Annotated in this window: 16 protein-coding genes; 5 read left to right on the top strand and 11 right to left on the bottom strand. The window is 60.9% G+C overall.

Features of this window, described 5'->3' with window-relative positions; translation table 11 throughout:
• Window positions 1–97 precede the first annotated feature (97 nt).
• Complete coding sequence (locus tag JUI81_RS18580; RefSeq protein ID WP_034147578.1) at window positions 98–1294, bottom strand: class I SAM-dependent rRNA methyltransferase; 1197 nt, start codon at window positions 1292–1294, stop codon at window positions 98–100.
• A gap of 232 nt (window positions 1295–1526) precedes the next feature.
• On the opposite strand from JUI81_RS18580, the gene JUI81_RS18575 reads away from it, so the two are divergent.
• Genes JUI81_RS18575 through JUI81_RS18565 form a run of 3 tightly spaced genes read left to right on the top strand, consistent with a single transcriptional unit; the run spans window position 1527 to window position 3560 of the window.
• Window positions 1527–2339, top strand: a complete 813-nt coding sequence (locus JUI81_RS18575; RefSeq protein WP_204124810.1) for an HDOD domain-containing protein — start codon at window positions 1527–1529, stop codon at window positions 2337–2339.
• A 30-nt stretch (window positions 2340–2369) separates the two neighbouring features.
• Entirely contained in the window at window positions 2370–3182 is an 813-nt protein-coding gene (gene mutM, locus JUI81_RS18570; protein WP_018928680.1) for a bifunctional DNA-formamidopyrimidine glycosylase/DNA-(apurinic or apyrimidinic site) lyase, read from the top strand.
• Window positions 3183–3236: 54 nt separating this feature from the next.
• Window positions 3237–3560, top strand: coding sequence for a multidrug transporter (locus JUI81_RS18565; protein ID WP_204124797.1), 324 nt, complete (start codon window positions 3237–3239; stop codon window positions 3558–3560).
• Window positions 3561–3617: 57 nt separating this feature from the next.
• Here JUI81_RS18565 and JUI81_RS18560 read toward each other — a convergent pair whose 3' ends face one another.
• From JUI81_RS18560 to JUI81_RS18540, 5 genes are all read right to left on the bottom strand, one after another.
• The gene (locus JUI81_RS18560) at window positions 3618–3869 is read right to left on the bottom strand and encodes a YfhL family 4Fe-4S dicluster ferredoxin (protein ID WP_003195146.1); all 252 of its coding nucleotides are present in this window, start codon (window positions 3867–3869) and stop codon (window positions 3618–3620) included.
• A 112-nt stretch (window positions 3870–3981) separates the two neighbouring features.
• Window positions 3982–4461: a pantetheine-phosphate adenylyltransferase gene (gene coaD, locus JUI81_RS18555; protein ID WP_007939322.1), complete on the bottom strand. Its 480-nt coding sequence runs from the start codon at window positions 4459–4461 to the stop codon at window positions 3982–3984.
• A 115-nt stretch (window positions 4462–4576) separates the two neighbouring features.
• The gene (locus tag JUI81_RS18550) at window positions 4577–6172 is read right to left on the bottom strand and encodes a GMC family oxidoreductase (protein WP_204124796.1); all 1596 of its coding nucleotides are present in this window, start codon (window positions 6170–6172) and stop codon (window positions 4577–4579) included.
• Window positions 6173–6214: 42 nt separating this feature from the next.
• Window positions 6215–6760 carry a twin-arginine translocation pathway signal protein gene (locus JUI81_RS18545; RefSeq protein WP_204124795.1) on the bottom strand — a complete coding sequence of 182 codons (546 nt, stop codon included), beginning with the start codon at window positions 6758–6760 and terminating at the stop codon, window positions 6215–6217.
• Window positions 6761–6788: 28 nt separating this feature from the next.
• Entirely contained in the window at window positions 6789–8219 is a 1431-nt protein-coding gene (locus JUI81_RS18540; RefSeq protein ID WP_019580599.1) for a coniferyl aldehyde dehydrogenase, read from the bottom strand.
• 146 nt (window positions 8220–8365) lie between these two features.
• Between JUI81_RS18540 and JUI81_RS18535 the strand changes: the two genes are divergently transcribed.
• Both JUI81_RS18535 and JUI81_RS18530 read left to right on the top strand, forming a co-directional pair.
• A complete protein-coding gene (locus JUI81_RS18535; protein WP_018928685.1) occupies window positions 8366–9037 on the top strand; it encodes a TetR/AcrR family transcriptional regulator in 672 nt (223 codons plus the stop codon).
• Between the two features lie 33 nt (window positions 9038–9070).
• Window positions 9071–9925, top strand: coding sequence for a sulfurtransferase (locus JUI81_RS18530; protein ID WP_204124794.1), 855 nt, complete (start codon window positions 9071–9073; stop codon window positions 9923–9925).
• Between the two features lie 54 nt (window positions 9926–9979).
• Here the strand turns inward: JUI81_RS18530 and JUI81_RS18525 are convergent, their stop codons facing one another.
• The 5 genes from JUI81_RS18525 to JUI81_RS18505 form a co-directional block, all read right to left on the bottom strand.
• Window positions 9980–10816 carry an AraC family transcriptional regulator gene (locus JUI81_RS18525; protein WP_028939082.1) on the bottom strand — a complete coding sequence of 279 codons (837 nt, stop codon included), beginning with the start codon at window positions 10814–10816 and terminating at the stop codon, window positions 9980–9982.
• Between the two features lie 3 nt (window positions 10817–10819).
• On the bottom strand, window positions 10820–11830 hold the full coding sequence (locus tag JUI81_RS18520; protein ID WP_018928688.1) for a hydrolase: 1011 nt from the start codon (window positions 11828–11830) through the stop codon (window positions 10820–10822).
• A 73-nt stretch (window positions 11831–11903) separates the two neighbouring features.
• Window positions 11904–12515: a 16S rRNA (guanine(966)-N(2))-methyltransferase RsmD gene (rsmD, locus tag JUI81_RS18515; RefSeq protein ID WP_018928689.1), complete on the bottom strand. Its 612-nt coding sequence runs from the start codon at window positions 12513–12515 to the stop codon at window positions 11904–11906.
• A complete protein-coding gene (locus JUI81_RS18510) occupies window positions 12515–14005 on the bottom strand; it encodes a pitrilysin family protein (RefSeq protein WP_019580603.1) in 1491 nt (496 codons plus the stop codon). Before JUI81_RS18510 ends, rsmD begins: the two co-directional genes overlap by 1 nt.
• Complete coding sequence (locus tag JUI81_RS18505; RefSeq protein WP_096479418.1) at window positions 13998–15353, bottom strand: pitrilysin family protein; 1356 nt, start codon at window positions 15351–15353, stop codon at window positions 13998–14000. Before JUI81_RS18505 ends, JUI81_RS18510 begins: the two co-directional genes overlap by 8 nt.
• Between the last annotated feature and the right edge of the window lie 177 nt (window positions 15354–15530).

The raw sequence follows: 15530 nt of genomic DNA, 5'->3' as shown, positions 1-15530 counted from the left end.
AGGACTGCAAGAGTAAGACGATGGGGTGGGAGAGGAGATGTCGCGGCGTCAGAATGGCTGACGGAGAGCCTGTCGGCTCCCCGTCAAACCGGCGTACTCAGCTGTTTGGCAGCAGACGGCAGGTAATGCTCTTGATGTAGCGGGTTTCGGCAATGGCTGGGTGAACCGGGTGATCCGGGCCTTGTCCGCCGCGCTCCAGCATCTGGATGTTGCGGTCCAGGTGACGGGCGCTGGTCAGCAGGATGTTCTGCAGATCGTCTTCCGGCAGGTGCATCGAGCACGACGCGCTGACCAGGATGCCGTCCTTGCTGAGCAGGCGCATGGCTTGTTCGTTCAGGCGACGGTAGGCACCTTCACCGTTTTTCATGTCTTTCTTGCGTTTGATGAATGCAGGAGGGTCGGCCACGATGACGTCGAAACGCTCTTCGCTGGCTTTCAGCTCTTTGAGGGCTTCGAACACGTCGCCTTCAATGCAGGTCATTTTATCGGCGAAACCGTTCAGTGCAGCGTTGCGCTCGACGCCGTCGAGGGCGAAGGCCGACGCATCGACGCAGAACACTTCACTGGCGCCGAAGGCGGCTGCTTGCACGCCCCAGCCACCGATGTAGCTGTACAAGTCCAGCACGCGTTTACCTTTGGCATAAGGTGCCAGACGCGCGCGGTTCATGCGGTGGTCATAGAACCAGCCGGTTTTCTGGCCCTGGATGACCGGCGCTTCGAACTTCACGCCGTTCTCTTCCAGCGCCACCCACTCCGGCACCAGGCCGAACACGGTTTCGACGTAACGGTTGAGGCCTTCGGCGTCACGGGCTGCGGAGTCGTTCTTGAACAGGATGCCGCTTGGCTTGAGCACTTGGGTCAGCGCCGCGATCACGTCATCTTTGTGAGCTTCCATGGTCGCCGAAGCGATCTGGACCACCAGGATGTCGCCGAAACGGTCGACCACCAGGCCTGGCAGCAGGTCGGAGTCGCCGTAGACCAGACGATAGAACGGCTTGTCGAACAGGCGATCGCGCAGCGACAGGGCGACGTTCAGGCGATGCACCAGCAGCGACTTGTCCAACGGCAACTTGATGTCGCGCGACAGCAGGCGGGCGCAGATCAGATTGTTCGGGCTCATGGCAACGATGCCCAGCGGCTTGCCGCCGGCGGCTTCGAGGATCGCCTGATCGCCAGCCTTGAAGCCGTGCAATGGGGTGGCGGCTACATCGATTTCGTTGCTGTAGACCCACAAGTGACCGTTGCGCAGGCGTCGGTCGGCGTTGGCTTTGAGGCGCAGGCTAGGCAGGGACATGACGTCGCTCCGGAAAAAAGAGCGGGAGTATAGCGTGTTGAGGGAGTGGCGGGTTTGACGGACGATGAAACGCGCATGACGCCATCGCGGGCCCGCACACATATGGATTGAGTTTGACTGGCTGTCGGATCGATCTTTTTAAGGGTTAGAATCCCCGCCTGACCCGGAGTGCGTACTTATGTCCCAAGAGCTGTCTTCTGAACAGATTCAACAGTCCCTGCAAGGCATCAGTGTGCCGGCCCAGCCGCAGATCATGGTGGATCTGCAGATGGAGCAATATATGCCCGACCCGGACCTGGAGGTGATCGCCAAGCTGATCTCCCAGGACCCGGGCCTATCCGGTGCCTTGCTGAAAATCGTCAACTCGCCGTATTACGGCTTGAGCAACAAGATCACCGCGATCCAGCGAGCAGTAAATCTGTTGGGCAGCCGTTCGATCATCAACCTGATCAACGCGCAGTCGATCAAGGGCGAGCTGAACGACGACACCATCGTCACCCTCAACCGTTTCTGGGACACGGCGCAGGACGTGGCGATGACCTGCCTGAGCCTGGCCAAGCGCGTCGGTGTCCAGGCCGGCGATGAAGCTTATGCGTTGGGCCTGTTCCACGATTGTGGCATCCCGCTGATGCTCAAGAAATTCCCCGACTACATGAAAGTGCTGGAACAGGCCTATGCCAACGCCAGCGTCGAATGCCGCGTGGTGGATACCGAAAACAAGCAATACAACACCAACCACGCCGTGGTCGGGTATTACACCGCCAAGTCCTGGCGTCTGCCGGAACATGTCACCCAGGCCATTGCCAACCATCACAATGCCCTGGCCATTTTCAGCGATGAGTCGTGCCGCAATACACCGCTGAAAAACCTGCTGGCAATCCTGAAGATGGCCGAGCACATTTGTGCCTCCTATCGGGTGCTGGGCAACCAGTCTGAAGACCACGAATGGAACAATGTCGGGCATCTGGTGCTCGATTACATCGGTCTATCGGAATACGATTTCGAAACCCAGAAACAAGAAATTCGCGACCTCGCCACACGTTGAGTGTCGAACCTCGCCTGATTCGAGAGCCTCATGCCTGAACTGCCGGAAGTCGAAACCACCCGCCGCGGAATTGCACCGCACCTGGAAGGCCAGCGCGTCAGCCGGGTGATCGTGCGTGAGCGCCGTCTGCGCTGGCCGATCCCCGAAGACCTGGATGTGCGGCTGTCGGGCCAGCGCATCGTGCTGGTGGAACGGCGGGCCAAGTATTTACTGATCAATGCCGAAGTCGGCACGTTGATCAGCCATTTGGGCATGTCGGGGAATCTGCGGCTGGTGGAAGCCGGCTTGCCGGCGGCCAAGCATGAACATGTGGACATCGAGCTGGAATCGGGCCTGGCCCTGCGTTACACCGACCCGCGTCGGTTCGGGGCGATGCTCTGGAGTCTCGACCCGCTGAATCACGAACTGCTGGTTCGCCTGGGGCCGGAGCCGTTGACCGATCTGTTCGATGGCGAGCGTCTGTTCCAGCTGTCCCGTGGGCGATCCATGGCGGTCAAGCCGTTCATCATGGATAACGCGGTGGTGGTTGGCGTCGGCAATATCTACGCAACCGAAGCGCTGTTTGCTGCCGGCATCGACCCGCGCCGCGAGGCCAAGAGCATTTCCCGGGGGCGTTATTTGAAGCTGGCGATCGAGATCAAGCGCATCCTGGCGCTCGCCATCGAACGGGGCGGTACCACGTTGCGGGACTTTATCGGCGGCGACGGCCAGCCGGGGTACTTCCAGCAGGAGCTGTTCGTATACGGCCGTGGCGGTGAACACTGCAAGGTCTGTGGCACGGGGCTGCGGGAAGTCAAACTCGGGCAGCGCGCCAGCGTCTTTTGTCCGCGCTGTCAGAGCTGATATCGGCTACGGTCTATAGTCAGTGTTCTCACTGCCTAGCCGAAGGACCGTGCCATGAATCTGTTTCGAACCCTTGTCATCACGCTGCTGCTGAGCGTCGCTGCGCCCGCGCTGGCTAATGAGAACGGCAGCGGCGACCCGCGTTACACCATCCAGAATCCACCGGCCTACGCCATGCTTGGCGATCTGCTGATTGCCCGACCGTTGCTGGTGGTGGCGACAGTGATCGGTGCCGGGGCGTTTGTGGTGTCGCTGCCATTTACCGCGCTGGGCGGCGGCATTGGCGATGCAGGGCAGGCGCTGGTGGTCGACCCGGCGAAAGCGGCGTTTGTGCGGTGTCTGGGGTGCGTCGGGGAAGGGTTTGAGCAGCGGGAGTGAGGCATAAAAAAGATCGTCCGAACGCCGCTCGAGCCTTCGGACGATCTCTCCAGGCTTTCAAGCCTTACCGGTAATCTTCCGGTACTTCTCCATCAACTGTTCTTCAGTTTCCGGATGGGCCTCGTCCAGCGGAATGCAATCCACCGGGCAGACCTGCTGGCACTGCGGTTCGTCGTAGTGGCCGACACATTGCGTGCACAGGTTCGGGTCGATCACGTAGATCTCTTCGCCCTGGGAAATGGCGGCGTTCGGGCACTCAGGTTCGCAGACGTCGCAGTTGATGCAATCGTCGGTGATGATCAGGGACATGCTAACTCCAGCCGGGGCGGCAGGCCCTGGCGCAATAAACCAATGCGCACAATTGTGCCGCATTGGCGCCCGCAGTGCACGCGGGCGCGATCAAGTGCAGCTTCGGCAGCGCCTACTTTTTGAAGCGTTCGGTGAGGGCGTCGGCCACCACCGGGTGGACGAACTTGGTGATATCGCCGCCCAGGGCCGCGATTTCACGGACCAGTGTCGAGGAAATGAACGAATAACGCTCGGACGGGGTAAGAAACAGGCTTTCCACATCCGGTGCCAGTTGGCGGTTCATATTGGCCAGCTGGAATTCGTATTCGAAGTCCGACACCGCGCGCAAACCACGCAGGAACACATTGGCGTTCTGCTCTTTGGCGAAATGCGCGAGCAACGTCGAGAAGCCGACGACTTCAACGTTCGGCAAATGTTTGGTGACCTCGCGGGCCAGCTCCACACGTTGTTCCAAGGGAAACAGCGGGTTTTTCTTCGGGCTGGCGGCGACGGCGATGATCACGTGATCGAACAGGCGCGAGGCGCGTTCGACCAGATCGCCATGGCCCTTGGTAATAGGGTCGAAGGTACCTGGGTACAACACTCGGTTCATCGCGTCGTCCTGGCGGGAGTCCGTTGGGGAGTCGGATGGTATCGCAGCCTTACCGGTCGGCCAAGTCGCCTGTTGGGTAAGAAAGCACTATAGACGATGGGAATATTCCGCGTTTTCATGGGTTTTTCAAACGCTCGGCCAGTGAATTCGCCAGTTGTGCCGTCAGTCCGTAGACCGACAATTGTGGGTTTGCACCAATGCTGGTGGGGAATAGCGAGCCGTCGTGAATCGATAGATTGTGCAGTTGGTGATGTCGGCCGAGGCTGTCGGTCACGGCGTTTTTCGGATCTTCACCCATGGCACAACCGCCCATTACATGAGCACTGCCCAGGCGCATGCGATACAACTCAAGGCTCAATCCGTCGATCAATGCGCGCGCTTCGGCGAAGGTTTTCACGTAACGGGCGTCGGCATGCAGCGGCATCACAGCGTTGGCGCCACCGGCGAACTGGATCTCGGCCATGCTATGGAACGCCCGGCGCAACCCGTCCCAGGCATACGGTGAAACCTGATAGTCGAGCACCGGCGTGCCGTCACTGCGCAATTCGACACTGCCGCCGGGGCTGTCCGGGTGAAAACCGTCTCGCAGCAACGCCAGCATCGCGTGGGTATGTGGCAGATTCTCCATGTGCCGGGCGTTTTCCGTGCCGAAGCCACCGAGCAGGGTGGTGGCCAGCGCCGGGTGCAATGGTGGGACCTCCAATTTGTAGGACATCTTGCCGGTGATGCCGTCCTGCCACTGGAAATGGTCGGAATAAATCGACTGCGGCGCGCCGTAGAACGGGTTGATCACCTCGTCGAACAGTCCGGCGGACATGTTGACCAAATGCAGGAACGTCCGTTTCCCCAGTCGCTCATGCGGATCCGGCGCCTCTGAACGCAATAGCAGCGCCGGGCTGTTGATCCCGCCACCGGCCAGCACGTAATGCCGTGCCTTGACCGTGATTGTGCGTCCGGTAGGGGCAACGCAACGCTCATCCATCGCTACACAGAACAGGCCCGTAACTCTGCCGTCCTTGATCGACAGCTTTTCAGCGCGAGCCAGATAGAGCAGCTCGCCACCTTTTTCCAGGGTCGCCGGGATGGTCGTGACCAGCATCGATTGCTTGGCGTTGGTCGGGCAACCCATGCCGCAGTAGCCGATGTTCCAGCAGCCGCGCACGTTGCGCGGGATCACATGCCAGGCGTAGCCGAGTTTTTCGCAGCCTTTGCGGATGACGTCGTTGTTGGCGTTGGGTGGCACCCGCCACGGGGCGACGCCCAGGCGTTGTTCCATTTTCTCGAACCAGGGCGCCATCTCGACCGGTGTGTGGCCTACGACGTCATGTTCCTTGGCCCAGTGTTCGAGCGTCGGATCCGGGGTGCGAAAGCTCGAAGTCCAGTTGATCAGCGTGGTACCGCCCACCGCCCGGCCCTGGAGGATGGTGATCGCACCGTCCTTGCTCATGCGCCCGATGCCTTCCTGATAGAGGCTGGCGTAGGCCTGATCTTCGAGCATCTTGAAGTCGCTGCTGGTCTTGAGTGGGCCTTCTTCGATGAGCAAGACCTTGTAGCCTGCGGCGCTGAGGATTTCGGCAGTGGTTCCGCCGCCGGCACCGCTGCCGATGATCGCCACATCCGCTTCGAGGGTCAGGTTCTGGGTCAGTTGGGCGCCGTTGTAGGTTTTCCAGCCACGGGCCAGGCCTTCGCGGAACGGATCGGGTACGGGCATCGTCAGGTTCTCTTGTTGTTATGTTCTGGGCGCGCTGCGGTCTCAAACCGTAGGCGGCCCCGGATACCCGCAATGCACCCACGACTCCGCCCGGCTGTACCACGCCATCATCACCATTTGCAGCAACGAGCTATGGCCCATGCGCAGCAAGCTCAGCGAGCTGTTTTCCCAGCGATCGAGAAAGCGCCGGATATCTTCGCCGCTGGCGTTTTCCCAGCTGCCCCAGATCCCGGTCAGTAGGCCGCGGGTGATGCTCATCCCCAGCACATCGAACAATTGCCGGGTCAGCTTGAGCATTTCCGCAGACAGGTGATCGAGGCTGTAATCCAGGCTTTTGAGGGTGCCTTCGACGGCGGCCGGCATTTTCTCGACGGCCACGGCACCGTCGAGCATTACCGGGATCAGTGCCCGCAGAAACAACAGGTCACCGCTGCGCAGAGTCGCGAAACCGCTGGCCGCCGTGCTCGACGAGCAGCCGCTGAGGCTCGCGCCTAATCCGGCCGTGGCCAGAAAGGCGCTGGCGCCCAGGCTGAATTTAAGCAGGCCGCGCCGTGACAGCGCGGGTGTGTCGGACAGGCTTGGGCTCATTATTGTTATTACCCGGCGGTGTTGATCGTTAGCGGATAAACAGCTTCTGGATCAGTTTCTGAATGGATTTGCCGTACGGCGGATAGATCAGCTTTGCTGCATTGAAACGCTGTTTGATCAGCACACCCTTGGCCTTGCTGAAGGTCAGGAAACCCTCATGGCCGTGGTAGTGGCCCATGCCCGAGGCGCCGATGCCGCCGAACGGCATGTCGTCCTGGGCGACGTGCAGCAAGGTGTCGTTGAGGCATACGCCGCCGGAATGGGTTTCGTGGAGAACGCGGTTTTGCTCGCGCTTGTCGTAGCCGAAGTAATACAGCGCCAGCGGACGAGGCCGTTGGTTGATGTAGGCAAACGCTTCATCGAGGTCCTTGTACGGCACGATCGGCAGCAGCGGGCCGAAGATTTCGTCCTGCATCACCGTCATGTCGTCGCTGACGTTGAGCAGCAGGCTATGACCCATGCGCCGGCCCTGGCCCTGATCGAACAGCGGAATCAGCAGCGCGCCCTTGCTGGTAGCGTCGCTGAGGTAACCGTTGAGCCGCGCCAGTTGTCGGTCATTGATGATGGCGGTGTAGTCCGGATTGTCGGCCAGGGTCGGATAAAACCCGCGAATTGCCTGGCGATAGGCTTCGACGAAGGAGCCGACGCGGTCTTCCGGCACCAGCACGTAGTCCGGGGCGACACAGGTTTGCCCGGCGTTGAGGGTCTTGCCGAAAGCGATGCGTTCGGCGGCATCCTTGAGCGGCACATCGCGGGAAACGATGGCCGGGGACTTGCCGCCCAGTTCGAGGGTCACTGGAGTCAGGTTCTCGGCGGCTGCGCGCATCACGTGTTTGCCGATGCTGGTGGCGCCGGTGAACAGCAGGTGATCGAAGCGCAACCGGGAGAACGCCACGCCGATGTCGGCCTCGCCGAGCACCACGCAGACCAGGTCTTGAGGGAATATCCGCCCCAGCAATTCCTTGAGCAGCAAACCGGTGGCGGGGGTCGATTCGCTGAGTTTGAGCATCACCCGGTTACCCGCCGACAGCGCCCCCACCAGTGGCCCGATGGCCAGATACAGCGGGTAGTTCCACGGCACGATCACCCCGACTACGCCCAGCGGTTGATAAACGACTTTGGCCGACGCGGGTTGAAAGGCGATGCCGACTTTACGCCGCGAGGTTTTCATCCAGCCTTTGAGGTGTTGGCTGGCGTAGTGAATGCCGTGCAGGCTGGGCATCAATTCGGCGAGCAGGGTTTCGTCGGCGCTGCGGTGGCTGAAATCCTGGCTGATGGCGTCGATCAAGGCCTGGCGCTCATTGCTCAACAGGTCCCGCAATGCCTTTAGCCATTGCTGGCGTTGAGCTTCGGGTGGCATCGGGTTGCCTGCATACGCGGCGCGTTGAGCATCGAACAGGGTTTGGAGCTCGTCCAGAGGCTGCTGCAAGTTCTTCAGGTAGGCGATGTCAGCAGGCATGGTCGGCTCCGGATTTATTGTAATGAGGGGATTTTTAGAGTCCATACTCTAAAAAGTCAAATGACATCCTGACGCAGCTTTGTTTTATCCACCCACGGATAGGTCGTAAGATGCCCGTCACCGCACTCTGAATTAAAGCTCAAGCCATGGCCCCTCGGATCAAAACCAGCGAGCGCATCGTGCAGAACAGCCTGGAGCTGTTCAATCAGCAGGGCGAGCGCAGCATCAGCACCAACCACATTGCTGCCCACATGGAGATTTCTCCGGGCAACCTGTACTACCACTTCCCCAACAAGCAGGCGATCATCGCTGTGCTGTTCAGTGAGTACGAAAGCCTGGTGGACAGCTTCCTGCGCCCACCCCAGGGCCGCGCCGCGACGGTCGAAGACAAGCGCTTCTACCTCAAGGAATTGCTCGCCGCCATGTGGCGCTACCGGTTTTTGCATCGCGACCTCGAGCACTTGCTCGACAGTGATCCCGAACTGGCCGCCCGTTACCGGCGCTTTTCCCAGCGCTGCCTGATCCAGGGCACCGCCATTTACGAAGGGTTCGTCGCCGCTGGCATCCTGAACATGGATAAGGTTCAGATCGAGTCCCTGACGCTGAACGCCTGGATCATCCTCACGTCGTGGGTGCGGTTTCTGTGCACCACGCGGGAAAACTCCAACCACTTGAGCGAACAGGCCATCAAGCGCGGCGTGTATCAGGTGTTGGTGCTTGAGGCCGGGTTCGTCACCGATCAATCGCGCGACGCGGTAAATGCGCTGTTCGACGAATTTTACGTGCCACTGGCCCAGGCGCTGGAAGAAGTGCATTAGGATTCAAGACCGACAACATCACAGGAGCCCGTTATGCCCATTGCGCAACTGATCAGCCCGCAAGCGTTGGACCTGAAAAAGGAGACCCCGGGGCTGGTGATTCTGGATTGTCGTTTTGCCCTCGAAGACCCGGATTACGGTCAGCGCAGCTATGCCGAAGGGCATATTGCCGGGTCGAGCTTTGCCGATCTCGAGCGTGATCTGAGCGGGGCAGTGGTCAAGGGCGTTACCGGGCGTCATCCGTTGCCTGAACCCGAAAAGCTGATCGAGCGCCTGCAAGCCTGGGGCATCAATGCCGACAGCGAAGTGGTTTTGTACGATGACGGTCCTGGCGCCTACGCGGCGCGGGCCTGGTGGTTGCTGGCCTGGCTGGGCAAGCGCGACGGTGTGTTCATTCTCGATGGCGGGCTGAAGGCCTGGCATGCCGCCGGATTACCCCTGAGTCTTGATCCGCCGTCGATCACTCGCGGCACCTTCACCGGGACGCCGGATGCTTCGCTGGTGCTCAGCGCCAAACAGCTCCAGCAACGTCTCGGCCAGCCCGCGTTGACCTTGCTCGACGCCCGCGCCATGCCGCGCTTCAAGGGCGAAGTGGAACCGATCGATCCGATTGCCGGGCACATTCCCGGCGCACAATGCGCCGCGTTCACCGAAAACCTGGGTAGCGACGGGCGTTTTCTGCCCGCCGATCAGCTCAAACAGCGGTTTGCTGCGAAGCTCGGTGATCGTTCGCCGACGGAGCTGGTCGCCTATTGCGGTTCCGGCGTGACGGCCTGCCACAACCTGTTCGCCCTGTGCCTGGCGGGTTATCCATTGGGGGCGTTGTATGCCGGTTCGTGGAGCGAGTGGATCAACGACCCCGCGCGAGGCGTCGCCACCGGCGAGTAAGCGCAGAGCCAATGTGGGGGCTGGCTTGCTCCCACATTTGGATCTTTGCTGTCATCAACCGGGTAACTGCCGCGCGCTGCGATACGCTCCCGGTCCAACGCCATAAACCTGCTTGAATTGCCGGCTCAGATGACTCTGGTCGGCAAAACCCAGTTGCGTCGCGACTTCCAGCGGCAGGCAGCCGTCCTGTAACAACGCCCGTGCCCGAGCGATACGCTGCTGCATCAGCCAGGCGTGCGGCGGCATGCCGGTGGCGCGGCGGAATACCCGGGCGAAGTGGAAGGGGGACAGGTTCACCGTCGCCGCCAGTTCTTCCAGCGAGGGCGGCGCCGCCAATTGCGATTGCAGCCGTTCTTTGGCCAAGGTCACCGCGCGGTGTTCCTTGCCGGGTTTGGCGGCGATCGGGACGGCTGCGTGGCGTTGCAACAACGACAACATCATTTCCCGCCAGACCGTTTGCTGCTGCAGGGCCGTGGACGGACTTTCCAGCAGTCGATGCAGTTGGCAGAACCCCCTCACCAGATCCGGGTCGCGGTACAGCGTGGCGCCAAACACCGGCAAGGTGTCGCTCGGCAGTTCAAGCTCCTCCAGCAGCGAGAGAATTTGCCCGCTGTCGGGATAAAACGCCCGGTACAACCAACCGTCCTCCGTACCTTTGTGGCCGGTGTGCAGTTCGTCCGGATTGATCAGCACCAGCGTGCCGCTGCCCGCCAGATGCTCGGCACCGCGATAGCGATAACGCTGGGCGCCGGCCATGATCATGCCGATCACATAGCCGTCATGCACATGAGGGGCGAAACGGTGCTCGATGTAGCGCGCAGACAACAACTCGACCCCGGCCAGCGGTGCCGTTTGCCAGAAGTGGATCGACTCGCCCTGATCGACTTCCACTGTTTACTTGCGCCCTGTGGCGGCCAGCCATTGGGGAATGCGCCGTTCCAGGTAGTAACCCGGTTGCCTGAACGAGCCCTCGACGAAACCGACATGCCCGCCCTTGGCCTGCAACTCGAATTGAGTGCTGGCGGACAATTCGTCGGCTTGCGGCAGGCTATGCGGAAACACAAACGGATCGTCAGCCGCCTGGATAATCAGGGTCGGCGTGCGAATCTCTCCAAGGAAATAACGACTCGAAGCGCGACGATAGTAATCCGCGGCATCGGCGAAACCATTGAGCGGTGCGGTGACCCGGCCGTCGAAATCCCAGAAGGTGCGCAAGTTCTCCAAAGAGCCCAGCGCCTCCAATGCCGCCAGGCCATCCTCATGTCCCTCATGCTGGAATCTGCGTTGCTTGTTCTTGATGTAGGCGACCATCTCTCGCATGAAATGCGCTTGGTAGAACTGGGAAAAACCCTGGCTGATACGATCGGCACAGTGATCGAGGCGGAACGGCACCGACACTGCCACCGCACCGAGTACACCGCTGTTGCTGCCGGTTTCACCCAGATGCTTGAGCAACACGTTACCGCCCATGGAATAACCGACCGCATACAGCGGCGCGAGGGGGCGTTGGGTGCGCAGGTGCCTGATGGTTTCGGCCAAGTCTTCACTGGCCCCGGAATGGTAGCTGCGCGGCAACAGATTGGGCTCGCCGGAGCAACCCCGCCAGTTCAACGCGACGCTGGCCCAACCCTGGGCACCCAGCGCTTTCTGCATGCCGGCCACATAAGGCGAATTCGACGAGCCGGTCAGGCCGTGCAATACCAGCACCAACGGTGCATTCGCGCTGTGTGGACCGTGCCAGTCCAGGTCAAGGAAATCGCCATCTTCAAGCCACAATCGCTCGCGCTCACGCTCGATATGCGTGGTTTTGCGCCATAGCGGTCCCCACAAGGTTTGTAAGTGCGGATTACCCAGGCCGTAGGCGGGCGTGAAGGCAGGGGTGAAACGTTCTGGCAGATGGGACACGATTGCTCTCGATGCTGCGGCGCGTACCCGCAGCGTTAGCTGACTGAGCTTCGCACCGTTTTCTCAGGCCGGACTAGCCGGCGATCCCTGCCATACGTTGCCACAACGCGTAGTACACACGTCCCGATTTTTGCTCCCGATGCAGGCGCCAATTTTCTGGCAAACCCAATATCGACGGTGCGCTTTCGCTTTCAGTGTAGACCCACGCATCGTCGGCCAGCCAATGACGTTCTTCGAGCAGAGTGCAAACCACAGGCAACAGATTCTGATTGAACGGCGGGTCGAGGAACACCAGGTCGAACGCCGTGGCCGGTTGGGTTTCCAGATAACGCAAGGCGTCGGCAGTCTGTACCTGGCCGTTGGTGCAGCGCAGGGTGCCCAGATGTTCTTTCAGGCTGGACACCGCGATGTTGCTGGCGTCCAGCGCCTGGCCCATGGCCGCGCCACGGGACAAGGCTTCCAGGAACAGCGCGCCGCTGCCGGCAAACGGATCGAGCACCTTGGCCCCAGCGACGTAAGGCGCGAGCCAGTTGAACAGGGTCTCACGCACCCGGTCCGGCGTCGGGCGCAGGCCCGGAGCATCCGGGAAGCTCAGCTTTCGGCTGCGCCATTCGCCACCGATGATGCGCAGTTGGTTCACACCGTTATGCACGTTATGGACAGGTTTTTTTGGGCGAGTGGCCATTAATGCTCCGGAACCCCGAGCGGTTGCTCGGCGGGTTTGTCAGTTGGGGCCGGCAACGGCTTTTGTGGCACGGTCGGGCCAGCGCTGACGATGACCAGTTTATCCGTGCTCAGGTGTTTGTTCAGTGCGGCTTTGACTTGCTCGACGGTCAGGCTCTGGGACTGTTGCATGAAGTCTTCCAGGTAGCTCAGCGGCAAGTTGTAAAAGCCCATGGCGCCGAGCTGACCGACGATATCGGCGTTGCTGGCGGTGGACAGCGGGAAGCTGCCGGCCAGTTCACGCTTGGCGTCGTCGAGTTCTTTCTCGGTGGGGCCGGTCTTAAGGTAGTCGGCGAGCACATCCTGCACCAGTTTCAGGGTGCCTTCGCTCATTTCGGCGCGGGTTTGCAGGTTGATCATGAACGGGCCACGAGCCTGCATCGGGCTGAAACCCGAATACACGCCGTAAGCCAGGCCACGCTTCTCGCGCACTTCGCTCATCAGCCGGGTGCCGAAACCGCCGCCGCCAAGAATCTGGTTGCCCATGGACAGCGCTGCGTAATCCGGATCGTCACGGTCGATACCCAGTTGCGCGATCATCAGGTTGGTCTGTTTGGACGGAAACTCGATGTGGCCGATGCTGGGCTTGGGGTCGGTCGGTTGTTCGATTTTCGCCAGGGCCGGGCCCTTGGGCAGGTCGGCGGACACCTGGGCGGCAACCGCCTCTGCCTCGGCGCGCGACAGGTCGCCTACCAGCGCAATCACCACGTTGCCGGCGGCGTAGGCTTTCTGATGGAAGGCTCGCAACTGCGCCAGGGTGATCGGTGGAATGCTCTTGGCTGTGCCGTCGCTGGAGTGTGCGTACGGATGATCGCCGTACAAACGGTTCATCAGCTCCAGGCTGGCGAGTTTGCCGGGGTTCTGTTTCTGGTATTCGAAGCCGGCGAGCATCTGGTTCTTGATGCGCGCAAACGAGTCGGCGGGGAAGGTCGGCTTGCCGACGACTTCAGCGAACAGCTTCAAGGCAGGCTCGCGTTTGTCCACGGCACTGAGGCTGCGCAGGGAGGCAAGCGCCATGTCCTTGTACGCGCCGTTGCTGAAGTCGGCGCCCAATCCTTCGAAGCCCTGAGCGATGGCGCCGACATCTTTGCCGGCCACACCTTCGTTGAGCATGGCGTTGGTCAGTAATGCCAGGCCGGGTGCATCACCGTCCTGGCTGCTGCCGGCGGCGAAGATCAGGCGCATGTCGAACATCGGCAGTTCACGGGCTTCGACGAACAATACCTTGGCGCCTTCGGCGGTATTCCAGGTCTGCACGTTCAGCGAGCGATGGCTTGGGGCCTTGCCGTCGAGTTCGGCCAGCGATTGCAGCTTTTGGCTGGACTTGGCCTTGTCGAGGGCTTCGCTGGCGTTGGACTCGTCGGGTTTTGACAGATAGAAGGCGGCAGACCCGATCAGTGCAACAGCGATCAGGCCGATCAGGGCCAGACGCGACTTTTTACGCTCACTCATGAGTCGTCTCCTGTGGCAGTACATGGGCGACGCTGAGACGTTCGCGGGTGAAATACAGCTTGGCGGTCTTCTGGATATCTTGCGGGGTCACGCTTTCCAGGTCGGCGAGTTCGGTGTCCATCAGTTTCCAGGACAGGCCGACGGTTTCCAGCTGACCGATGGCGGTGGCCTGGCTGGTGATCGAGTCACGCTCAAAAACCAGGCCGGCAATGACCTGCGCTCGTACCCGCTCCAGTTCTTCAGTGGATGGCGCGGTGGTTTTCAGTTGTTCGAGCAGTTTCCACAAGCCGGCTTCGGCCTGAGCCATGGTTTTCTTTTTCTGGGTGTTCGGCGAAGCCGACAGGGTGAACAGGCTGTCGCCACGGGTATAGGCGTCGTAGCTCGACGACCCACCGGACACGAGCTCTTCGCCGCGTTCCAGTTGCGTCGGGATGCGGCCGCTGTAGCCGCCGTCGAGCAGGGCGGAAATCAAGCGCAGGGCGTTCACCGAGCGTTTGTCTTCAGCGGTGGCAATGCTCGGCACGTTGAAGGCCAGCATCAGGCTCGGCAATTGGGTCTGCACATGCAGGGTGATCTTGCGTTCGCCGGGCTCAGCCAGCTCCAGCGGGATTTTCGCCGGTGGCACGTCGCGCTTGGCGATCGGGCCGAAGTAACGCTGGGCCAGGGTTTTGACTTCGTCCGGGGTTACATCGCCGACCACCACCAGAGTGGCGTTGTTCGGCACATACCAGGACTGGTACCAATGGCGCAGTTCTTCGACTTTCATGCGGTCGAGGTCGGCCATCCAGCCGATGGTCGGTGTGTGGTAACCGCTGGCGGGGTAGGCCATGGCCATGAAACGTTCGTAGGCCTTGGACATCGGCTTGTCGTCGGTGCGCAGGCGACGCTCTTCTTTGATCACCTCGATTTCGCGGGTGAACTCGTCGGCCGGCAGGCGCAGGTTGGCCATGCGGTCGGCTTCCAGTTCGAAGGCCACGCCCAGGCGGTCGCGGGCCAGCACCTGGTAATACGCGGTGAAGTCGTCGCTGGTGAAAGCGTTCTCTTCGGCGCCAAGGTCGCGCAGGATCAGCGAGGCTTCGCCGGGGCCGACTTTCTCGCTGCCCTTGAACATCATGTGTTCCAGCGCATGGGACAGCCCAGTCTGGCCTGGGGTCTCGTAGCTCGAGCCGACCTTGTACCAGATTTGAGAAACGACGACCGGTGCGCGATGGTCTTCGCGCACGACAACCTTCAGGCCGTTGTCGAGGGTGAATTCGTGGGTCGGTTGTGGGTCGGCAGCCAAGGCTGAGAGGGGCAGACAAACTGTGCTGAGCAGCAGGCCTGCAGCGCGGCGGGCTAGAGCATTCATTCGTTTTTAAACCTGTTGGGCTGCCCGCTGGTCTTAGCGTCGGCGGGCGAGAGGGTGCTAGGATACTGATCCGTTTTACTGGCGGCCACGCCTATCAGGCCTTTGATCGGCTTGCAGGTTGCATGGGTTACCGGCAGAAACTTTGAGTTTGTCAGCTAAACTCTGCGTTTTCGCCGA

Source organism: Pseudomonas sp. 008 (assembly GCF_016861935.1).
In the GTDB taxonomy this organism is placed as follows: Bacteria; Pseudomonadota; Gammaproteobacteria; order Pseudomonadales; family Pseudomonadaceae; genus Aquipseudomonas.
This window is presented reverse-complemented; position numbering and strand designations above follow the sequence as displayed.